This is a genomic window from Hylemonella sp. W303a (genome assembly GCF_046452315.1).
In the GTDB taxonomy this organism is placed as follows: domain Bacteria; phylum Pseudomonadota; class Gammaproteobacteria; order Burkholderiales; family Burkholderiaceae_C; genus Hylemonella.
The window spans coordinates 26561-46330 of the sequence record NZ_JBKFDG010000003.1 but is presented as its reverse complement, the minus strand read 5'-3'; the positions used below and the strand labels follow the sequence as shown (position 1 = coordinate 46330).

Here is a 19770-nt window from a genome sequence, read left to right as displayed (position 1 = left end):
GAACGCTCTCAACAGAAGAGCTGCGGGTGTCCGTGCCACCCCGTTCATGGCGCTGGGTTCCTCCCGCAGGTTCCCAGCGCCATGAATCACTTCATGTACACCAACAAACGCATGAAGTGCTCTTTGTAACTTGATCAAGGAGAATCGAAATGGCAACTGCAAAGAAAGCTCCGGCGAAAAAAGCCGCCGCAAAGAAGGCTCCGGCTAAGAAGGCCGTAGCGAAGAAGGCTCCGGCCAAGAAGGCCGCTGCGAAGAAGGCCCCGGCCAAGAAGGCTGCGGTCAAGAAGGTCGCCGCCAAGAAGGCTCCGGCCAAGAAGGTTGTGGCGAAGAAGGCCCCGGCCAAGAAGGCTGCGGTCAAGAAGGTCGCCGCCAAGAAGGCTCCGGCCAAGAAGGCTGCTGCCAAGAAGACCGTGGCGAAGAAGGCTGCTGCCAAGAAGCCCGCCGCGAAAAAGCCTGCTGCCAAGAAGCCCGCCGCGAAAAAGGCCGCCGCCAAGCCTGCCGCTGCGCCTGCGAAGCCCGCTGCTGCACCCGCGGCGCCCGTGGCCCAAACCACGTTGAACCCGCAGGCCGCTTGGCCTTTCCCCACGGCCAGCCGTCCCTGATCAGGGCCTGCCGTCTCAGCCTGTTGCCCGCGAGGGCGACAGGCTTTTTATTTTGCAGAGTACTTTTGAGGCATGGACAGCAGCCCTGCGCAGACTCACGCCACAGCCTCTTTTCTGCGCCCGCAGAAGGACGGCTCCATGCTCGTGGATCTCCACGTCATGCCAAACGCGTCCCGCACGCAGATCCAAGGACTGTTCGATGGCGCACTGAAGCTGCGATTGCAAGCTCCGCCGGTGGACGGCAGGGCCAATGCAGCGCTACAAGCGTGGTTGGCAAAGACCCTGGGCATACCGAATTCGAGCGTGACGCTGCAACACGGCGCCACCTCGCGACGCAAGCAATTGCGCGTGGCACCCCAAGCAGCGGCGAACGCAGATTGGAAACAACTCAAGCCGCCCGAATCCCCATCATCTGGCTGAAGAGGCTGTACCTACGCCCACGGTCCACCCAGCGTCTGCGTCGCTCCCGTACTCTTCACTGGGCGATCACGGGATGATGGTGCGTCAGAGGCCGAACTTCGTGGTGTCCACCGGGTAGTTCTGCGGTCCACGGAAGGCGATCTTGTGCGAACCCATGCGGTTGCCCAGAGCCGCAGCCTTGGCGAGGGGCCAGCCACGCTCCAGCCCGAACAGCAGCCCGCCGCGGTACGCGTCGCCACAACCCGTCGGGTCGACGATGGCGGCGGCCGCTGTGGGAGCGATCCAGTCTTTCTCGCCGTTGATCCAGACTTCGCTGCCTTCGGCGCCCAAGGTGATGACCAAGCCGCGCACCTTGCGCGAGATCTCCGCCGGGCTCCAGCCCGTGCGGTCGCACAGCATCTTGCCTTCATAGTCGTTGACCGTGACCCAGTCGGCCAAATCGATGAAGTGAGCCAAGTCCTTGCCATCGAACATGGGCAGCCCCTGACCAGGATCGAAGACGAAAGGAATGCCAGCCGCCTTGAACTGCGCGGCATGCTCCAGCATCGCGTCTCGTCCGTCGGGGGAGATGATGCCCAGCTTCACATCTTGCATGCCAGGTGCGTCGCGCTCGATGCGCGTCACATGCGCCTGGGTCATCGCGCCAGGGTGGAAGGCGGTGATCTGGTTGTTGTCCTTGTCCGTCATGATCAGCGCCTGCGCCGTGTAGGTCTCGGGCAGTTGACGCACGAAGCGCGTGGCAATCCCCAACTTGTTCAAGCGCTCCACATACCCCGCACCATCGTTGCCAAGGGTGGCCATCGGGATGGGCACGCCCCCCAACGCGCGCAAGGCATAGGCAATATTGCCTGCGCATCCACCAAAATCACGCCGCAGCGTGGGCACGAGGAAGGACACATTCAGGATGTGCAGCTGGTCCGGCATGATCTGCTCGGAGAATCGTCCCTCGAAGTTCATGATGGAATCGAAGGCCAGGGAACCGCAGATCAGTGCTGCCATGGGATGCTCTCTTTTCTCTTGGATTGGATTCGTTGAAAGGGAAAGTGCGTGGAGGCGCTCAAGGATAAAAAGCCAGCAGCCGATAGCCCGCGACACGGCCATCAAGGCCAGTGCCGGTAACGCGGTTGGCGGAGCCATTGCCGTTTTTGATTTCCATCAGCACCGTGGCCTGGAACTCATTGCCTGACCGGATCAAGCGGTAGGCCCCCTGCGTTCGCACGCCTTCGTCGTGGGTGGCCCCCGCGCCCGCTCCCAATTCCTGGGGCATGAGCACCCGCCGAATCAGCACCTGATCTTGCACATCGGTCAGCACCAGTTCGATAGCTGGCAGCGCAAGATCCATCGGCGCCTTGTTGCGCAAGGTCAGATTGAGCTGGTAGAGCTCGTCGCGGATCTTGCTAAAGGCCGAACCATCGATCACCACCGACTCAATTTGGCGCAGCGGCTCCACTGTGCAATCGAGCTGCTCACACAGAACCTGCAGCCAGGGCCGCAAGGTGGGCTCACGCGCCGCGATGCGGTCACGCTCATGGCGAACGACCTGCAGCAGCAACGCCAACGAAAGCACGCAGCACAGGAGCAACAACAGGGCACGCACCACCGGATGGCTCCAGCGTGAGCGGCGCATGAAAGACAAGGTGTCCGCCTCTGGGCCTTCGTCGCCCGAACTGGCCTGCAGGGGCGTCGGTGGAGCGGAAAACGAAGATTGGGATGGTGCCTGTCGGGCATCTGCCGGGGACGCAACCATCGCGGCCGCACCGCGCGGCAAGGGAGCAGATGGCGCGGGGAAACCAGCGTCATCCAAGCGCGAAGCAGGCTCGGCGGCTCGCAGCGGAGGAAGATCGTCGGAGTCCTCGGCGAAGCGAGGCTCGCGCCAGGCCGAGGCATCGGGGGTTTCGAGTTGCAGGTCGTCCAACGGCGCATCATGCTGGGCGTGGAGATCGCCAAACTCGGCGTCCACCATCTCTTCTTCCCAGCTTTTCTGCGACGGCGCCGCTGCGGCAGGTCTCGTCGATCCGGCCGCGGAAGACGCCGCCATGGCCCCAGCTGGCGGCGTGGCCAGGGGCGTGGTCAAGGCGGGAGGCTCCTGCACCAGGTGGGCCGTCGCGTCAAACACCTGCTCGCACTGTCCGCAGCGGACCCAGCCTTGCGAGACCTTGAGTTGGTCCTGCGCCACCTTGAACATGGTGCGGCAAGAGGGGCAACGGGTGATGAGGCTCATGGCCGTGCGATTGTAGAGGCGCGCCTCCCGCTGTCAGAGCCCCGGCGCGAGAGGATGACAGACCCGCGCTCAGAAGGTCGCGGTCATCAGTACCCAGCCATCCTCGCGGTCCGCAACGGTGAGTGCGCTGCCCGCAGGCAGATGGGGCGCGTAGGCAACGCTGAGTTCGTCTGCTTGGCGCTCCAGGATGCCGGCCAGGACCAGCGCCCCACCCGGCGCCACGCGGGCGGTGAGCAAGGGCGCCAAGACCTTGAGCGGCGTCGCAAGGATGTTGGCCAGCACCACGGGATAGCGGCCTTGAGCCGCATCCGGCAGACCGGCCCGCAAGTTCACGCCGTTGGCCTCGGCGTTCAGCCGGGTCGACGCAACCGCAGCTTCGTCGATGTCCAGCGCGTCGATGTCGGTCGCGCCAAACTTGGCCGCGGCGATCGCCAGGATGCCCGAGCCGCAACCGTAGTCCAGCACGCGCAGGCCACGCAAGGGATGGGTGGCGATCCAACGCAGACACATGCGTGTCGTGGGGTGAGTCCCAGTGCCGAAAGCCAGGCCGGGATCCAGCCGAATGACCTCGCGTGCCTGCGCGGGTGGTTCGTGCCAGGTGGGCACGATCCAGAAGCTGGGGGTGATCTCCACCGGCGCGAACTGCGACTGCGTCAGGCGCACCCAGTCCTGCTCCGGCACCTCATCCACGCCGAGCAGCTGGCAATCGGCAAAAAAATCCTGCGCTTGCAGCAAGGCGGCCGCCTCCCGCGCAGTCGCGTCGTCTGGGAACAGCGCCACGATGCGGGAACGCTGCCAGCCCGCCGCTGGCGGCGGCATGCCAGGCTCACCAAACAGCGCTCGCTCGGCGTCAGTCTGAGCGTCGGCATCTTCCACGCTGACGCTCAAGGCGTCCAGCGCATCCAGCGCCTCGCCCAGAACCTCCACGCGGTCTTCGGGACAGAGCAAGCGGAGTTCGTGCATGAGACGGGCGAATGAAAGTAGAGAAAACGGCGGAACAGCAAGGCTCACAGATCCGGGCTTCCGTGGAACCGGCTTCGCCGTGCCACTGGGAGCGTCCACCCTGCCACCAAAGGTTGGCGTTCAGGGGGCTGAGGACTGCGGCTCCAAGCCTGCCTGCGCAGGCTTGGACAGGCCGAAGAGCCACTGCTCTTGCAGCGGCCCCTCAGGCGCACAGCGCCTGAGGGGATTACCTTTTATGACTACGCATCCACCCTTCCAAGTAGTGGATGTTGGTGCCACCTTCCATGAACTTGGCATCGGCCAGCAGTTCACGGTGCAAGGGAATATTGGTGCTGATGCCTTCGACCAAGGTCTCGCCCAGGGCGGTTTGCATGCGGGCCATGGCCTGCGCGCGGGTGTCGCCGTGGACGATGATCTTGCCGACCATGGAATCGTAGTTCGGCGGCACGAAGTAGTTGGTGTAGACGTGCGAATCCACGCGCACGCCAGGACCACCCGGAGCGTGCCACATCGTGATGCGACCGGGCGACGGCACGAAGGTGAAGGGGTCCTCGGCGTTGATGCGGCACTCGATGGCATGACCGCGGATCTGGATGTCCTTCTGCGTGAAGGGCAGGTGCTCACCCGCCGCCACCATGATCTGCGTCTTCACGATGTCGATGCCAGTGATCAACTCCGTGACCGGGTGCTCCACCTGAACGCGCGTGTTCATTTCGATGAAGTAGAACTCGCCGTCCTGGTAGAGGAACTCAAAGGTGCCCGCGCCGCGGTAACCAATCTTCTTGCAAGCATTCACGCAGCTGGCACCGACCTTCTCGATCAGCTTGCGCGGAATGCCAGGCGCTGGCGCCTCCTCGATGATCTTCTGGTGGCGACGTTGCATCGAGCAATCACGCTCGCCCAGGTAGACGGCATTCTTGTGCTTGTCGGCCAAGATCTGGATTTCCACGTGACGCGGATTCTCCAGGAACTTCTCCATGTAGACGGCCGGATTGTTGAAGGCTGCGGCAGCTTCCGCCTTGGTCATCTGCACCGCGTTGACCAGGGCCGCCTCGGTGTGGACCACGCGCATGCCGCGCCCACCGCCACCGCCAGCCGCCTTGATGATCACCGGATAACCGACGGACTTGGCGATGCGCTTCATCTGCACCGGATCGTCGGGCAATTCCCCCTCGGAACCTGGCACGCACGGCACTCCCGCCTTGATCATGGCCTGCTTGGCCGACACCTTGTCACCCATGATACGGATGGACTCGGGCGTGGGGCCAATGAACTGGAAGCCACTCTTCTCGACGCGCTCGGCGAAATCGGCGTTCTCGGACAGGAAACCGTAGCCGGGGTGGATGGCTTCGGCGTCCGTCACCTCGGCGGCCGAGATGATCGCAGGCATGCTGAGGTAGCTGTCGCGCGAGGGAGCGGGGCCAATGCAGACCGCTTCCTCGGCCAGCTTGACATACTTGGCCTCGCGATCCGCCTCGGAATAGACCATCACGGCCTTGATGCCCAGCTCGCGGCAGGCCCGCTGGATGCGAAGGGCAATTTCGCCGCGATTCGCGACGAGGATTTTCTTGAACATGAGGCGCCCGCCTTATTCGATGATGAACAGGGGCTGCCCGTATTCCACGGCCTGACCGTTGTCACACAGGATTTGCGTCACGGTACCCGACTTGTCGGCCTCGATCTCGTTGAGGATCTTCATGGCTTCAATGATGCACAGCGTGTCGCCCTGCTTGACGGCCTGGCCCACTTCGACGAAGGCCTTGGCACCGGGCGAGGCGGAACGGTAGAACGTACCCACCATGGGGGACTTGACGGTGTGGCCCGTCGACGCTGGAGCCGCGGCGGGTGCAGCCGCGGCAGGCGCGGCCGCCGGGGCGGGGGCCGCAGCCGCCGGCGCACCAGCGGGCACCATGGCAACCGGGGCCGGCGCGTAGGCTTGCACGGCTGCTGTACCGCCCTTGACGATCCGTACCTTGCCTTCGGCCTCGGTGATCTCCAGTTCAGAGACGTTCGAATCAGACACCAGATCGATCAGGGTCTTGAGTTTGCGCAAATCCATGAAAACTCCAACAACGTGATTGATATTGCCTCAATCTCGCGGCACATCATTGGCAAAATGCCAATAACAAACGGCAGAGGCAAAAAGAAACAGGGGCCGTTTTCGGCGAAGGCGGGACTCTACCCGAGTTCCCGCCACTGCGCCAGGTCAGCTTCCGACAACTTACCGATTTTACGATTCAAAATTACGCCATCTGCACCGACCAGCACGGTAAATGGCAATCCTCGCGCCTGATTGCCAAACTCCTGACTGAGGGTCAAGCCCTCCATGCCAGACAGAACCACTGGAAAATCCAGGGGCAGGCGCCGCAGGAAGGCTTGCACTGGCGCCACTTGATCGACGGCGATACCGATGATTTGCCATCCTTTTGCCGAATTTTGGCGATAGAAGTCGTTAAGCATCGGCAACTCCTCGATGCAAGGGGGACACCACGTCGCCCAGAAGTTCACCAGCAGAGGTTTGCCGCGAAAACCGCCTAGTGCCAAGCGTTGCCCTTGCGGCGTATCCAATGTCAAGTTCCAGAACCGCGCCATCACGTCGGCAGACATGGCTTGGGGCTGCGCGCGCCGCCATGCCCAGGTCGCGCCAGCCCCGGCAGCGGCCAACGCAGCACCGGCGTAGAGAATATGTCTGCGTTCCATGTGCACGTCCTATCCGTTTTGCGATTCCGAAGCGCGTACCAACTCACGCAGCGCTTTTGCAGGTCCACGCGGGGCACGACCACGGGCGTCGGGCAACAGCGCACCGCGCAGGTCATCCAGATCGTTGATGCGCAGGTGCACGCCGACCACGGATTCGCCGCTGAGAGCACCCAACTCGCGGCAAGGCGCGTGCAAACTGAGCACGTCCACCGGCTTGTTCCTTAGACCTGTGGTGCTTCGCGTCTCATAGTCCAAACCCTGATCCATCAAGGTGATCTCGGCCGCCTTGCCGTCCTCGCAAAACAGATCCAAATGCACATCCGACCATCGCGTCGCCGTGCCTCGCCAGACGGCGCCACTGAGATGGGGCTGGAAATCCTGCAAGCGCTCCATCCACTGCAGGGCAAGGCGCCGCAAGGCCAGCAATTCGCGCGGCTGGGTGTCGGCGCAAAACACGGCGATGTAATCGCGCACCGCGTCTTCCAGCGCATCGTTATCAGGCAAGGGCGTGCGTTGCGGCAAACCCAGCGCCTTGGCGGCGCGGTGCTTGGCCGGACCGTACTCCAAGCCTTCTTCAACCACCATGCGGGCTGCTGTGGCCGCGATTTCATCTTGAGCGTGCATGGCGCGGATTGTCACCCCTGGGGTTCGGCCTTGTCCTTGTGCGGACAAGAGAGTCGCCTGCAACCCATGCAGACCGGTCGCCGCGAACCATCGGACTCAACGTGGCAGCCACCCCAGCTCACGGGCGTGCAGGCTGTGCACATAGAGGCGGTCTGAAGTTTCGGTCACACTGGTGGTCTCAGGGTAGCTGCCGGTCGGGTCCTGCAGGTCTGCCACCACACGTCCCGTCTCATCGAAAGCAAAGACATGCCCATAAGCGACGGGGATAGGCCATAGCGCGCGCGGCAGCCTCAGGGTCAGGCTGCGCAGCCAGGGCTTGCGCGCCAACTGGTCCACCTTGGGGTTGCGCGGCTTGACCAAACCCACCCAAATGCGGCCGTCCAGACCCCGCATGAGGTTGTCAGGATAGCCCGGCAGATTGTCGAACTGCACGCGCGCTTCGGCGTTGGGCTGCGGGGCGTCAGCGTTCGACAACTTGGCCAAGTCCAATTTTTGCGCGGTCACGGCAACCTTCCAGATGCGGTATTGACCGGTTTCATTGACGTAAATGCTGCGCTCGTCCGAGCTCAGTGCCAAGCCATTGGCGAAGCTCAAACCCCGAGCCACGACGCGGGTACCCTTGCTGACCGGGTCGTACTCTAGGACACGGCCTGTGCGGGACTGTTCCAAGATATCCAGCACGCTGGCTTCGAACGTGCCACCCCAGTCGCGCGGCGCGAAGCGCATGGATGCGTCGCTCAGATAGATCTTGCCGCTCTTGGCGACCACCACGGCATTGGCGTAAAGAATCGGCGTTTCGCCCACCCGATCGGTCAACAAGGTGATCTGACCATCCGGGGCAATCGACAACAAACCGCGCATGGCGTCAGCGGCAATCAAGTGGCCTGTTGCGTCGAAATCGAACCCCAACACGCGCCCTCCGGTGCTGGCAAGCACCTGCTGCGTGCCACCATCGAGGCCCATGCGCAGGATTTTTCCACTGGCCAAAGCAAGGTAGAGCCGGCCGTCCGGTCCGATCTGCACGTGCTCGGGCCCTTCCTCTCCATGCAAGTCGATCTTGCGCAGCCCGGCCAAGCGGGTGTTCACGGCATGCGCCCCCGCATACCCCAGGTCAGTCGGAGGCTGCCAAGCCACGGGCTGGATCGGTACCGGCCAAAACAGCAGGTAAAGCAAAGCCAAGCCGAGCAACAGAAGCAAGCCCAAGATGGTCTTGCGCAACGTCGTCATGTGATGCCCTCCCAATCCAAATCCTGATCCTGCGCCTGATTGCCCAGAGTCACCGCGCGTACCACAGCACCGCGAAAAAGTGGCAGGCGGTGCCCGTCAGCACGAACAGGTGCCAGATGAAGTGGGCGTAACGCACCCGGTTGTCCAGCACGAAGAACACCACGCCCAAGGTGTAAGACAGGCCGCCCGCAGCCAACCAAACCAGACCAGGCGTCGACACGCGCTCAAACATCGGCACGGCCGCGACCAGCACCAGCCAGCCCATCAGCAAGTACAGACCCGTGGACAGCCATTGGCTGGACAGCAGATTGCCGGCCTTCAAAACCACTCCGAAAACGGCCAAGCCCCACACCGCGCCGAAGAGGCTCCAGCCCCAGGCTCCCCCCAGCACCCCCAGGGTGAAGGGGGTGTAGCTGCCAGCGATGAACAAGTAGATCGAGCCATGGTCCAGACGCATGAACAGACGCTTGGCGCGTCCCTGCGGCAAAGCATGGTAGAGGGCCGAAATGCTGTAGAGCAGCAGCATGGTGACCGTGAAAATCGTGGCACCAACGATGTCGGCCGCGCTGCCATGGAGGCTCGCTTGTACGATCAACACCGGCATGGCCACCAGGGCGGCCAAGGCGCCCAAGCCATGGCTCACACTGTTGGCGATTTCCTCCCCCCGGGTTTGGGGGCGCATGAACTCGGTAGAGGGCGAAAAGGGCTTAGCGAAAGCAGGCGCGGCAGCGGAGAGTGTGGTCATGGGACTGCGAATGAGGCGGGGGCAGCCATCATAGGTCAACCACATGCCCGCTCAGGGCCATGGCCTGAACGGGGGAGTCACCAAGAACGAGCGGGATCAATCCCGCCGACCCAAACCTTCAAGCTTTGGTGTCAAGCAGGGAACCCAGCATGTCGTCCTGGGTTTTGAGAGTCTGCAGATTGGCCTTGAAAGCGTGAGCGGCCGACATCTGCTCGACCATCTCACTCTCCAACACCACGCCCTCCGTGTTGGCTTGATCAACACGAGTGCGCGTGCCCGCGAGATCGGGCGCGTCCTGCTGGATGATGGTCTGGCGCTTGAAGCCGGAGGTATTCAGGTTCGCCACGTTGTGCGCGGCGCTGTCGAGCCGCAGCTGCGCAGCCTGCAGACCCGATAGGCCAATGGAAGAAAGACTTGCCATCATGTGCTCCGCGCCAAGCGCTGCTATGGATGATCAGATTTTAGCCACAGTGGGCAAAAACGGCGTCGGGCCTGCGCTAGCATCGCCCCATGCATATCCATATCCTCGGCATTTGCGGCACCTTCATGGGCGGTGTCGCGGCCCTGGCCCGCGAGGCGGGCCACAAAGTCACCGGCTGCGACAGCGGCGTCTACCCGCCCATGAGCGACCAGCTCCGGGCCCTCGGCATTGATCTGATCGAAGGCTATGGCGCGGATCAGATGGCGCTGAAGCCCGACGTCTACGTCATCGGCAACGTCGTCAGCCGTGCCCGCGCAGCCGATGGTGCGCCGAAGTTCCCGCTGATGGAGGCCATCCTCGACAGTGGCGCGCGGTACACCAGTGGCCCGCAGTGGCTGGCCGAAAACGTGCTGCAAGGTCGCCACGTGCTGGCGGTCGCGGGCACACATGGCAAGACAACGACCACGTCGATGCTGGCCTGGATTCTTGAACACGCGGGCTTGAACCCTGGATTCTTGGTAGGCGGCGTGCCGCTTAACTTCGGAATCTCCGCACGCCTGGGGGGCATGCCGAACAGAGACAAGGCTGGCGTGACGGCTGCGCCCGAACAACACCGTCCGCTCTTCGTCATCGAAGCCGACGAGTACGACACCGCCTTCTTCGACAAGCGCAGCAAGTTTGTCCACTACCGCCCGCGCACCGCCATCCTGAACAACCTGGAATTCGACCACGCGGACATCTTTGATGACCTGGCGGCCATCGAACGCCAGTTCCACCACCTCGTGCGCACCGTGCCCGCCAGCGGGCGGGTGGTATTCAATGGCCTAGAGGAAAGCCTGGCCCGCGTGCTGCATCAAGGCTGCTGGAGCGAACAGCGCAGCTTTGGCGCGGCCAGCAGCGATTACCAGGCCCAGGGCGAGCCGCAGGATTTCGCGGTGCTGCGCCACGGCATGTCCGTCGCCCGCGTGCGGTGGAACGTGGGCGGGGTGCACAACCAGCTGAACGCGCTGGCAGCCATCGCCGCGGCCGAGCACGTGGGCGTCCCCCCCGGTCAAGCCGTGCTGGCGCTGAGTGAGTTTCAGAACGTCAAGCGCCGCATGGAGGTGCGCGGGGTGGTGCCGCGCGACGGCGGCGGCATCACCGTCTACGACGACTTCGCCCACCATCCCACGGCCATCCGCACCACGGTCGACGGCCTGCGCAGGCAAGTGGGCCAGGCCCGCATCCTCGCGGTCTTCGAGCCGCGCAGCAACACCATGAAGCTCGGCACCATGAAGGCCCAACTGCCCTGGAGCCTGGAAGATGCCGACCTCGCCTTCTGCCATACGGGCGGCCTGGGCTGGGATGCCCGTGAAGCCTTGGCGCCCATGGGCACGCGAGCCCAGGTGGCCACCAGCATCGACGAATTGGTGGGCCAGGTCGTCGCGGCGGCACGCCCGGGCGACCACATCCTTTGCATGAGCAATGGTGGTTTTGGTGGCGTGCACCAAAAGCTGCTACAGGCTTTGGGGGTGCCTGCCACAGTCGTGTGATCGGCGGCAGCAAAAGGAACCTTCACCGACCCACGGGCCGGTGGCCGTGACTGATCAGGCAGCTCGCCGCGCCGCTACCGCTTCCGACAGCACCTGCAAGGCCTGAACCGAATCGTCCCAGCCCAGGCAGGCGTCGGTGATGCTCTTGCCATACTCCAGATCACAAGCTTGGTCCTTGCCCGGTGTGAATTTCTGGGCACCGGCTGTCAGGTGGCTTTCCAACATCACACCGAAAATCCGGCGCGAGCCCGCCTGGATCTGCCCCGCGATGTCTCGCGTCACGTCCATCTGCTTCTCATGCTGCTTGCTGCTGTTGGCGTGGCTGCAATCCACCATCAATGAAGCGGGCAGCTTTGATGCTTCCAGGTCAGCGCAGGCCTTGGCCACGCTGTCGGCGTCGTAGTTCGGGGTCTTGCCGCCACGCAAGATGACATGGCAATCCTTGTTGCCCTGGGTCTGCACGATGGCCACTTGGCCGTTCTTGTGCACGGACAGAAAGTGATGCCCACGCGAGGCGGCCTGGATGGCATCGGTGGCGATGCGGATATTGCCGTCGGTGCCGTTCTTGAAACCGATGGGCGCCGACAGGCCCGAAGCCAGTTCGCGGTGCACTTGGCTTTCGGTGGTGCGCGCACCAATCGCGCCCCAGGAAATGAGGTCGCCAATGTACTGAGGGGAGATCACATCCAGGAACTCGCTGCCTGCGGGCAAGCCCAGTCGGTTGATCTCGATCAGCAACTGGCGCGCGATGCGCAGGCCCTCGTCAATGCGGAAGCTTTCATCGAGGTAGGGGTCGTTGATCAACCCCTTCCAGCCCACGGTGGTGCGCGGTTTCTCGAAGTAGACCCGCATCACGATCTCCAGTGTGTCCTTGAATCGCTCGCGCTGTTCCTTCAGGCGCTTGGCGTACTCCACCGCCGCCGCCGGATCGTGGATGGAACAGGGCCCGATGACGACCAGCAGTCGATCGTCCTTGCCCGCCATGATGCGGTGGATGCTCTGCCGGGTCTTGGCGATCAAGGCTTCCACCGGGGTTCCTGCGATGGGGAAAAAGCGGATCAGATGTTCGGGCGGGGGCAACACGGTGATGTCCTTGATGCGTTCGTTGTCGATGCGGCTGGTCTTATCGGCAGGCTGCGCATACCAGGTCTCGGTGGTGGCGTTCATCAAGGGCTCCAAAAAGTGTGGGGGTGTATCGGATGGGAAAAACGAGGCACAAAAAAAACCGCCGGGGCTTTTCAGCTCCGGCGGTTCTTGGTGAGGGGTCTGTGTCTGCTTATGCTCGCGTCAGCGCCTCTCGTCCGCCGGGGACAGAGAACCAAAAGTAAAAATAAAAGTAGGCGCGAACGGCTTGCATGGCGGGCACTCTAGCACAAAAGGGAAATGGATTGAAATAAGACGCTGACGGCCATCAAGCCGTGCCGCCGACGGTCAGGCCATCGATGCGCAAGGTAGGTTGGCCCACGCCCACGGGCACGCTCTGGCCTTCCTTGCCACAGGTACCCACGCCGCTGTCCAGACGCATGTCATTGCCGATCATGCTGACTCGCGTCAGCGCGTCAGGGCCGTTGCCCACCAGGGTCGCACCCTTGACCGGGTAGAGGACCTTGCCCTTCTCGACCCAGAAGGCTTCGCTGGCCGAGAACACAAACTTGCCGTTGGTGATGTCCACCTGCCCGCCACCGAAGTTGGTCGCGTACAGGCCACGGTCGATGCTGGCCACAATTTCCTCGGGGCTCTTGTCGCCGCCCAGCATGTAGGTGTTGGTCATGCGCGGCATGGGAATGTGGGCGTAACTTTCGCGCCGACCGTTGCCGGTGGGTGCGGTCTTCATGAGCCGCGCGTTCATGCTGTCCTGGATATACCCCTTGAGGATGCCATCCTCGATCAGCACATTGCGCTGGCTGGGATTGCCCTCGTCGTCCACGTTGAGCGAGCCACGCCGATCGGCGATGGTGCCGTCATCCAGCACGGTCACGCCCTTGGCCGCCACGCGCTGGCCGATGCGGCCGCTGAAAGCGCTGGAACCCTTGCGGTTGAAGTCGCCTTCCAGCCCATGGCCAATGGCCTCGTGCAACAAGATGCCAGGCCAGCCGGAGCCCAGCACCACCGTCATCTCTCCGGCTGGGGCGGGACGCGACTCCAGATTGGTGAGGGCCGCGCTGACGGCCTCATCCACATAGCGGGTGATGGTCTCTTCATCGAAATAGGCCAAGCCGAAACGCCCGCCACCGCCCGAAGAACCCATTTCCCGGCGCACCGCGCCGTTCACGTTCTGCTCGGCGATCACCGTCACCGACAGACGCACCAACGGGCGGACATCCGCCGCCAGAGTGCCGTCGGCGCGGGCCACCAGCACCACGTCGTATTCACCGGCCAGGCCCGCCATCACCTGGACCACGCGCGGGTCCTTGGCACGGGCCAATTTTTCGACTTTTTCCAGCAAGGCCACCTTGGCCGTGCTGCCCAGAGTCGCGATCGGATCGGCCCCGGGATACAGCGAGCGGGAGCCAGCGATCTTGCGCTCTGTCGCCTTGACGCGGGCTGACTTGCCCGCTGCGGCGATGCTGCGCACCGTGCGGGCGGCGTCCAGCAAAGAAGCCTCGGAGATGTCGTCGGAGTAGGCGAAGGCCGTCTTCTCACCGCTGACGGCGCGCACGCCCACGCCCTGGTCAATCGAAAAGCTACCGGTCTTGACGATGCCTTCTTCCAGGCTCCAGCCTTCGCTGCGGGTGTATTGGAAATAGAGATCGGCGTCATCCACCCGGTGGGCGCGGATTTCGGACAAGGCTCGCAGCAAATGCGATTCGTCCAGGCCAAAGGGGGTGAGGAGCAGTTCGCGGGCGACCGCGATTCGCTCCAGGGTGGGTTCGCGTGAGATCATTTGGCCATTTTAGAGGCCGCATGGCATCTGTACAGGCGATGCGGAAAAGCCCCGAGGCTTAGCTCTGAACCAGCCTTTTGGTCTTGGCGATCGACATCATCATGCCGAGCGCTAGGCCCAGAGTCACCATGGCCGTGCCGCCGTAGCTGATGAAAGGCAAGGGCACGCCCACCACAGGCAGGATGCCGCTGACCATGCCCAGGTTCACGAAGGCATAGGTGAAGAAAATCATGGTGATGGCACCCGCCAACAGCCGCGAAAACAGGGTCGGCGCTTCCAGCGCGATGGCCAGACAGCGCAGCACCAAGAACAGGAAAGCCACGAGCAGGATCAAGCTGCCCAAGAGGCCAAACTCTTCCGCGAACGCAGCGAAGATGAAATCGGTGGTTCGCTCGGGGATGAACTCCAGATGCGTTTGTGTGCCCTGCATGTACCCCTGACCCAAGAAGCCCCCCGAGCCGATGGCGATCATGCCCTGGATGATGTGAAAGCCGCGACCCAGCGGGTCACGCCAGGGGTCGAGCAAGGTGCAGACGCGTTGCTGCTGGTAGTCATGCAAGATCGGCCAGTTCACGCCTTCGGCGCACAGCGGTGTCTGAAAGATCACCAGCACCAGGACGACAAACAGCCCCACGGCCAACGGCGGCACGATGAAACGCCAGTTCAAGCCAGCAAAATAGATCACCGAGAACCCGGTGGCAAACACCAGCAGCGACGTCCCCAAGTCCGGCTGTTTCATGATCAGCCCAACCGGCAGCAGGAGCAAGATGCCCGCCACCGCGAAGTCCATCGGCCGCAACTGGCCTTCGCGTTTCTGGAACCACCAGGCCAACATCAGCGGCAGGGCGATCTTGAGGATTTCGCTGGGCTGGATGACGATGCCCACATTGATCCAGCGCGTCGCTCCCTTGCGGGTGATGCCGAAAAGTTCCACCGCGATCAGCAGCAGAACTCCCATGGCATACAGTGGCACGGCCATCGCCATGAGCCGGTGCGGCGGTACTTGCGCCACGACGAACATGATGCCGGCAGCCAGCAGCATGTTGCGGCCATGGTCCACGAAACGGGTGCCATGGTCATAACCCGAGGAGTACATCGTCAGCAAGCCGATGAAGGCGAGCACCATGACCGTGATGGCCAGCGGGCCATCAAAGCCTTTGAAGAGGAACAGGATGCGCTGCCAGAGCGAGGGTTTTTCGACGACGACCAGGGGCATAGTGGCGGGATTATCCTTCCAACCGGTGTTCCTCCCGCAGCCCCGCACCCCGTCGCGGAAGCCGCTAAGGCCGCTTCCACCTAGCCAGGAGAGTCCCCATGCCGACCACGCCGACCACCCATGTGCTGTACCTGCACGGCTTTCGCTCGACGCCGCAGTCGACCAAGGCTCAACTGGTGGGCGCGCGGATGGGGCAGAGCTGGCCGCACATCGTCTTCCATTGCCCGCAATTGCCGCCCTCCCCCCGACAGGCCATGGACGAGGTGATGCGCGACATCGCCGGTTGGCCCCGCCGGTCGGCCCACGGCCCCGCCCCGGAACGCGGCATGGCCGTCATCGGCTCCTCCTTGGGCGGCTATTACGCGACCTGGATCGCCGAGCAGACCGGCTGCCGCGCCGTGGTGCTCAACCCCGCCGTGCACGCGGCGCGTGACCTGGCCACGCAGGTGGGTGAGCACACCAGCTGGCACAACCCCGAAGAGACCTTCGTATTCAAGCCGGAGTACGTGGAAGAGCTGCGGGCATTGGCCGTTCCAGCCATCACGCGACCGGAGCGTTACTACGCCTTGATCGCCAAGGGCGACGAAGTGCTGGATTGGCGGGAAATGCTGGCGCATTACGCCAACCCATACGGTCGGCTGATGCATGGCAGGCTGCTGGAAGGCAGCGACCACGCGATCAGTGACTTCCCGGACTATCTGGATGAGGTGTTGGATTTCTTGAACCTGACAACACGGTGATAGGACGTACTTGCACGGAATAGACCTCGCGGCGAGAGCTGGGGTAAAACCACCCGCCTCATGAGATTTGCTGCGCAAATCAAAATCGGCGGCGCGACCTTACCCCAGCTCTCGCTGACCAAGGCAGCAGTGTTCTTGCGGGCATCCGAGCCACTGAGCGGGCACCGCTCGGGCGCGGGACCTGGAAATCCCGACGATTTCGATTTGCGCAGCAAATCATATGAGGAGGGTTGCCAGGGCCCGTGCCCGGGCGGTGCCTGCGGTACAACGGAATCGGCGTAACACTCACCCCGGCGTGTTGCGCATCCAATCCGCCGTCTCGAAAAACGACTTTTTCAGGCGCCCTTGCAGTCCTTCAGGGACCGCAACTTCTTCCATGGCCTGATCCATGCAAGCCACCCACTGGTCCCGCTCGGCCAAGCCGATCTTGAAAGGCAGGTGACGCGCGCGCAGGCGCGGATGGCCGAAGCGCTCCACATAATGCTGGGGCCCACCCAGCCAGCCACAGAGAAACCAGAACAGGCGCTGCCGGGCGTTGTCCAGGCTAGGCCCGTGCGCGGCGCGCAAGGCGGCGTAGCCTGGTTCCAAGTCCATCAGATCGTAAAAACGAGTGACCAGGGCCTGCACACGATGCTCGCCACCGAGCCATTCGAACGGTGTCAGGAACTCACCGGCGTCGTTCTTCGGCGGCGGCTCCTCGATCTGGTTGAGTTTGACGATCCCGCTCATTGAAACTCCTCGGCCCGAAGGCCCGTCGTGGGCGATTGCGTGAGGCGCGCCAATGCCACGCTCATGCCGCCGCCTTGCGCAGGGTGTCGACCACTGGCGCGCGCAACACAGCGCGCAAGCCCCACCAGCCAGCCCCCAGGGCCAGGGCGGCCCCGCTCAGGCCACCGACCGGCAGCAGCCACAGGCTGCCGCCCCACTCGAAATTGAAGACGAAACGCGCCAGGGCCCAGCCCACCGCGCCAGACACCACGGCCGCCAGCACGCCAGCCAACAGCCCCAGTCCCAGCAGTTCGGCACGCTGCATCTGCCGCAACAGCGCGCCACCGGCGCCCACGGCACGCATCACGGCGTATTCACGCGCGCGTTCCTCGCGGGTCGACGCCACGGCGGCGTATAGCACCACCAGCCCTGCCGCGAGCGTGAAACCGAACAGGAACTCCACGGCGCGGCTGACCTGGGCGAGTACCTGCTGCACCTGGGCCAATGTGATGCTCAGGTCCACCACGGTGACGTTGGGAAACTCGCGCACGAGCTGGCTGTCGAAACGGCTGTTGCCCTCGGGCGCGCGAAACGCCGCGAGATAAGTCACGGGCAGCTCCGGCATGCTGCTCACGGGATAGAGCGCGAAGAAGTTGGCGCGCATGGAACCCCAATCGACCTCGCGCAGCGAGGTGATCGTGGTCTCGTGCTGCAAGCCTGCGATGTCAAAACGCAGACGGTCGCCGAGCTTGAGCCCCAGGGTTTCAGCGATGCCGTCTTCCATGCTGATCGCGTTCGGGTCCTCGTTCGTCCATTGACCGGCGACGATGGGGTTGTGCGACGGCGGCTGCGCGCTGTAGGACAGATTGAACTCACGCTCCACGAGGCGTTGGGCCCGGTCGTCCTGGTAGTCGCTGGCCTGCACCGGCCGGTCGTTCACGGCCACCAGGCGGCCGCGGATCATCGGGTACCAGTCATGGTCCGCGGCCACGCCCGCTCGCGCCAAGGCGGCCTGAAAGCTCTGCGCTTGGTCGGGCTGGATGTTGATGACGAAGCGGTTGGGCGCGTTCACCGGCGTGGCTTTGCGCCAACTGTCGATGAGGTCGGTGCGCAAGAGAGCCAGCAGCAACAAGGCCAACAGGCCGATGGCCAGGCTGCTGACCTGCAGCACCGCATAGACGGGACGGGCCGAGAGCTGGCGCGTGGCCAGGATGAGCCAGCGCGGCGCACGGTCCTCCCGCACCACGCGGCGCAGCACCGCCACCGCACCCCAGGCCGCACAGGCAAACAAGCCCACGGCGAGGGCGAAACCACCCACGGTGATGAGCCCCAGGGTCCAGTCCCGGCTCGCCGCCAGCAGCAGCGCCGCGAAACCGGCCAAACCCAAGCCCAGCACCCCCAGCGACAAGGGTCGGGGCTCACCCACCTCGCGCCGAATCACGCGCAGGGCAGGCACCCGGGCCAGTTGCAGCACCGGCGGCAGGCCAAAGGCGATCATCAGGGTCAAACCCACGCCCAGGCCGAAGCCCACCGGCCACAGCCCCGGCGCGGGCAGCGCAGCGTCCACCAGGCCCGCCAACAACAGGACGAAAACATGGTGCGCGGCCCATCCCAGGGCCGCGCCCAGCAATCCACCCCCCAACCCGATCAGCAAGAACTCCAGCGTGTGGGCACGCGCGATGGTGGCTTGCGACAGCCCCAGCACGCGCAACATGGCGCAGCTGTCCAGATGCGCGTTGGCGAAAGCGCGTGCCGCCAGACCCACGGCCACGGCGGAGAGTAAGGCCGCCAGCAGGGCCACGAGCTGCAGGAACTTCTCGGCGCGCTCCAAGGTGTTCGACAACTCCGGACGACCACCATCCAAAGCCTCGACCCGGGTACCGCGGGCATGCTCCGCCTCGATCCAAGCCTTGGCCTGGGCGACGAAGCGCCGCACCTCGGCCTCGCCCGCCGCGCCGTCCTTGGCAGCGACGGCATAGCGGTAGTTGACCCGGCTGGCCGGTTGCACCAACTGGGTGGCGGTCAGATCGGCGCGGTTCATCAGCACACGCGGCGCGAAATTGACGAACCCCCCACCTCGGTCCGGCTCCACGCCGATGACGCGGCTGATGCGCAGACGGGCTTCCCCCAACAGCAGTTCCGAGCCGAGGTGGGTGCCCAAGGCGTCGAGCAGTCCCGGGTCCACCCAAACCTCACCGGGTGCAGGAATGTCGCGTGTCGCGACGGGGGCCACGCCTTCTTTCGTGCTGGCCGTGAGCTGGCCTCGCAGGGGGTACCCGGCTTCCACGGCCTTGAGCGCGACCAGGCGGGTGCTACCACCTTCGGCATCAAGCGTCCGGGCCATGGTGGGAAAACCCAACGACGCAGAGGTCTGAAGGCCGTGCTTCGCGGCCAGGGCCTGCAAGGCGGCGGGCGTAGGCTGGTCACTGACCACCACGGCATCGCCCCCCAGCAATTGCAAGGCGTCGCGCTGCATGCCTCGGTTCAAGCGGTCGGCGAAAAAACTGACGGCCGTGAGCGTGGCCACCGCCAGCGTGACCGCCAGCAGCAGCAAACGCAGCTGCCCGGCGCGCCAGTCACGCCGCAGATTGGTGAAGCCCAGGCGCAGGAAGGAAATATTCATGGGCGGGTACCTTAGCCGATTTGCCTGAGCCCATGGCGGGCAGGGGTGAATTCGGGCCCGGTCCAATCAGCCCAACCGTGGGGACCGCGACCCCGGACGATCCAGTGCCACCGCGCTGGCGAGGTGATCCGCTCCAGCCCCCGA

The 19770-nt window shown here is 63.9% G+C and carries 19 protein-coding genes; 4 read left to right on the top strand and 15 right to left on the bottom strand.

Annotation, left to right across the window (positions count from 1 at the left end):
- Positions 1 to 149 precede the first annotated feature (149 nt).
- The gene (locus tag ACLBKS_RS06445) at positions 150 to 602 is read left to right on the top strand and encodes a histone H1-like DNA-binding protein (RefSeq protein ID WP_035609753.1); all 453 of its coding nucleotides are present in this window, start codon (positions 150 to 152) and stop codon (positions 600 to 602) included.
- Positions 603 to 740: 138 nt separating this feature from the next.
- Complete coding sequence (locus ACLBKS_RS06440; protein WP_410191976.1) at positions 741 to 1022, top strand: DUF167 domain-containing protein; 282 nt, start codon at positions 741 to 743, stop codon at positions 1020 to 1022.
- An 84-nt stretch (positions 1023 to 1106) separates the two neighbouring features.
- On the opposite strand, the gene ACLBKS_RS06435 is transcribed toward ACLBKS_RS06440, so the two are convergent.
- The 10 genes from ACLBKS_RS06435 to ACLBKS_RS06390 all read right to left on the bottom strand — a co-directional run bounded on the left by ACLBKS_RS06435 (position 1107) and on the right by ACLBKS_RS06390 (position 9923).
- Positions 1107 to 2021 (bottom strand): carbohydrate kinase family protein, encoded by a 915-nt coding sequence (locus ACLBKS_RS06435; protein ID WP_410191975.1) that lies wholly within the window; start codon positions 2019 to 2021, stop codon positions 1107 to 1109.
- A 58-nt stretch (positions 2022 to 2079) separates the two neighbouring features.
- On the bottom strand, positions 2080 to 3243 hold the full coding sequence (locus ACLBKS_RS06430) for a DUF3426 domain-containing protein (protein ID WP_410191974.1): 1164 nt from the start codon (positions 3241 to 3243) through the stop codon (positions 2080 to 2082).
- 69 nt (positions 3244 to 3312) lie between these two features.
- Complete coding sequence (prmA, locus tag ACLBKS_RS06425) at positions 3313 to 4206, bottom strand: 50S ribosomal protein L11 methyltransferase (RefSeq protein ID WP_410191973.1); 894 nt, start codon at positions 4204 to 4206, stop codon at positions 3313 to 3315.
- 226 nt (positions 4207 to 4432) lie between these two features.
- Entirely contained in the window at positions 4433 to 5782 is a 1350-nt protein-coding gene (gene accC / locus ACLBKS_RS06420) for an acetyl-CoA carboxylase biotin carboxylase subunit (RefSeq protein ID WP_006298508.1), read from the bottom strand.
- A 12-nt stretch (positions 5783 to 5794) separates the two neighbouring features.
- A complete protein-coding gene (gene accB / locus ACLBKS_RS06415; protein ID WP_410191972.1) occupies positions 5795 to 6265 on the bottom strand; it encodes an acetyl-CoA carboxylase biotin carboxyl carrier protein in 471 nt (156 codons plus the stop codon).
- Between the two features lie 119 nt (positions 6266 to 6384).
- Entirely contained in the window at positions 6385 to 6906 is a 522-nt protein-coding gene (locus ACLBKS_RS06410) for a TlpA disulfide reductase family protein (protein ID WP_410191971.1), read from the bottom strand.
- Between the two features lie 9 nt (positions 6907 to 6915).
- Complete coding sequence (locus ACLBKS_RS06405; RefSeq protein WP_410191970.1) at positions 6916 to 7530, bottom strand: hypothetical protein; 615 nt, start codon at positions 7528 to 7530, stop codon at positions 6916 to 6918.
- Between the two features lie 96 nt (positions 7531 to 7626).
- A complete protein-coding gene (locus ACLBKS_RS06400) occupies positions 7627 to 8757 on the bottom strand; it encodes an SMP-30/gluconolactonase/LRE family protein (protein WP_410191969.1) in 1131 nt (376 codons plus the stop codon).
- Between the two features lie 49 nt (positions 8758 to 8806).
- On the bottom strand, positions 8807 to 9439 hold the full coding sequence (trhA, locus tag ACLBKS_RS06395; RefSeq protein WP_410192347.1) for a PAQR family membrane homeostasis protein TrhA: 633 nt from the start codon (positions 9437 to 9439) through the stop codon (positions 8807 to 8809).
- A gap of 181 nt (positions 9440 to 9620) precedes the next feature.
- Positions 9621 to 9923 (bottom strand): flagellar basal body protein, encoded by a 303-nt coding sequence (locus ACLBKS_RS06390; RefSeq protein WP_410191968.1) that lies wholly within the window; start codon positions 9921 to 9923, stop codon positions 9621 to 9623.
- 89 nt (positions 9924 to 10012) lie between these two features.
- Between ACLBKS_RS06390 and mpl the strand changes: the two genes are divergently transcribed.
- Complete coding sequence (gene mpl, locus ACLBKS_RS06385; protein WP_410191967.1) at positions 10013 to 11455, top strand: UDP-N-acetylmuramate:L-alanyl-gamma-D-glutamyl-meso-diaminopimelate ligase; 1443 nt, start codon at positions 10013 to 10015, stop codon at positions 11453 to 11455.
- A gap of 54 nt (positions 11456 to 11509) precedes the next feature.
- On the opposite strand, the gene ACLBKS_RS06380 is transcribed toward mpl, so the two are convergent.
- The 3 genes from ACLBKS_RS06380 to rodA form a co-directional block, all read right to left on the bottom strand.
- Positions 11510 to 12622 (bottom strand): 3-deoxy-7-phosphoheptulonate synthase, encoded by a 1113-nt coding sequence (locus tag ACLBKS_RS06380; protein ID WP_410191966.1) that lies wholly within the window; start codon positions 12620 to 12622, stop codon positions 11510 to 11512.
- 244 nt (positions 12623 to 12866) lie between these two features.
- A complete protein-coding gene (gene tldD, locus ACLBKS_RS06375; protein ID WP_410191965.1) occupies positions 12867 to 14339 on the bottom strand; it encodes a metalloprotease TldD in 1473 nt (490 codons plus the stop codon).
- Positions 14340 to 14397: 58 nt separating this feature from the next.
- A complete protein-coding gene (gene rodA / locus ACLBKS_RS06370) occupies positions 14398 to 15555 on the bottom strand; it encodes a rod shape-determining protein RodA (protein WP_410191964.1) in 1158 nt (385 codons plus the stop codon).
- A gap of 98 nt (positions 15556 to 15653) precedes the next feature.
- On the opposite strand from rodA, the gene ACLBKS_RS06365 reads away from it, so the two are divergent.
- On the top strand, positions 15654 to 16295 hold the full coding sequence (locus tag ACLBKS_RS06365) for a YqiA/YcfP family alpha/beta fold hydrolase (protein ID WP_410191963.1): 642 nt from the start codon (positions 15654 to 15656) through the stop codon (positions 16293 to 16295).
- Positions 16296 to 16580: 285 nt separating this feature from the next.
- On the opposite strand, the gene ACLBKS_RS06360 is transcribed toward ACLBKS_RS06365, so the two are convergent.
- Together ACLBKS_RS06360 and ACLBKS_RS06355 are read right to left on the bottom strand one after the other, a co-directional pair.
- Positions 16581 to 17024: a group II truncated hemoglobin gene (locus ACLBKS_RS06360; RefSeq protein WP_410191962.1), complete on the bottom strand. Its 444-nt coding sequence runs from the start codon at positions 17022 to 17024 to the stop codon at positions 16581 to 16583.
- A gap of 61 nt (positions 17025 to 17085) precedes the next feature.
- Positions 17086 to 19626, bottom strand: a complete 2541-nt coding sequence (locus ACLBKS_RS06355; RefSeq protein WP_410191961.1) for an ABC transporter permease — start codon at positions 19624 to 19626, stop codon at positions 17086 to 17088.
- Between the last annotated feature and the right edge of the window lie 144 nt (positions 19627 to 19770).

What these genes read in the sequence shown, in the direction of transcription:
- ACLBKS_RS06445 (WP_035609753.1), top strand. Translation starts at nt 150, where the DNA reads ATGGCAACTGCAAAGAAAGCTCCGGCGAAAAAAGCCGCCGCAAAGAAG.
- ACLBKS_RS06440 (WP_410191976.1), top strand. Translation starts at nt 741, where the DNA reads ATGCTCGTGGATCTCCACGTCATGCCAAACGCGTCCCGCACGCAGATC.
- ACLBKS_RS06435 (WP_410191975.1), bottom strand. Translation starts at nt 2,021, where the DNA reads ATGGCAGCACTGATCTGCGGTTCCCTGGCCTTCGATTCCATCATGAAC.
- ACLBKS_RS06430 (WP_410191974.1), bottom strand. Translation starts at nt 3,243, where the DNA reads ATGAGCCTCATCACCCGTTGCCCCTCTTGCCGCACCATGTTCAAGGTG.
- prmA (WP_410191973.1), bottom strand. Translation starts at nt 4,206, where the DNA reads ATGCACGAACTCCGCTTGCTCTGTCCCGAAGACCGCGTGGAGGTTCTG.
- accC (WP_006298508.1), bottom strand. Translation starts at nt 5,782, where the DNA reads ATGTTCAAGAAAATCCTCGTCGCGAATCGCGGCGAAATTGCCCTTCGC.
- accB (WP_410191972.1), bottom strand. Translation starts at nt 6,265, where the DNA reads ATGGATTTGCGCAAACTCAAGACCCTGATCGATCTGGTGTCTGATTCG.
- ACLBKS_RS06410 (WP_410191971.1), bottom strand. Translation starts at nt 6,906, where the DNA reads ATGGAACGCAGACATATTCTCTACGCCGGTGCTGCGTTGGCCGCTGCC.
- ACLBKS_RS06405 (WP_410191970.1), bottom strand. Translation starts at nt 7,530, where the DNA reads ATGCACGCTCAAGATGAAATCGCGGCCACAGCAGCCCGCATGGTGGTT.
- ACLBKS_RS06400 (WP_410191969.1), bottom strand. Translation starts at nt 8,757, where the DNA reads ATGACGACGTTGCGCAAGACCATCTTGGGCTTGCTTCTGTTGCTCGGC.
- trhA (WP_410192347.1), bottom strand. Translation starts at nt 9,439, where the DNA reads ATGCGCCCCCAAACCCGGGGGGAGGAAATCGCCAACAGTGTGAGCCAT.
- ACLBKS_RS06390 (WP_410191968.1), bottom strand. Translation starts at nt 9,923, where the DNA reads ATGGCAAGTCTTTCTTCCATTGGCCTATCGGGTCTGCAGGCTGCGCAG.
- mpl (WP_410191967.1), top strand. Translation starts at nt 10,013, where the DNA reads ATGCATATCCATATCCTCGGCATTTGCGGCACCTTCATGGGCGGTGTC.
- ACLBKS_RS06380 (WP_410191966.1), bottom strand. Translation starts at nt 12,622, where the DNA reads ATGAACGCCACCACCGAGACCTGGTATGCGCAGCCTGCCGATAAGACC.
- tldD (WP_410191965.1), bottom strand. Translation starts at nt 14,339, where the DNA reads ATGATCTCACGCGAACCCACCCTGGAGCGAATCGCGGTCGCCCGCGAA.
- rodA (WP_410191964.1), bottom strand. Translation starts at nt 15,555, where the DNA reads ATGCCCCTGGTCGTCGTCGAAAAACCCTCGCTCTGGCAGCGCATCCTG.
- ACLBKS_RS06365 (WP_410191963.1), top strand. Translation starts at nt 15,654, where the DNA reads ATGCCGACCACGCCGACCACCCATGTGCTGTACCTGCACGGCTTTCGC.
- ACLBKS_RS06360 (WP_410191962.1), bottom strand. Translation starts at nt 17,024, where the DNA reads ATGAGCGGGATCGTCAAACTCAACCAGATCGAGGAGCCGCCGCCGAAG.
- ACLBKS_RS06355 (WP_410191961.1), bottom strand. Translation starts at nt 19,626, where the DNA reads ATGAATATTTCCTTCCTGCGCCTGGGCTTCACCAATCTGCGGCGTGAC.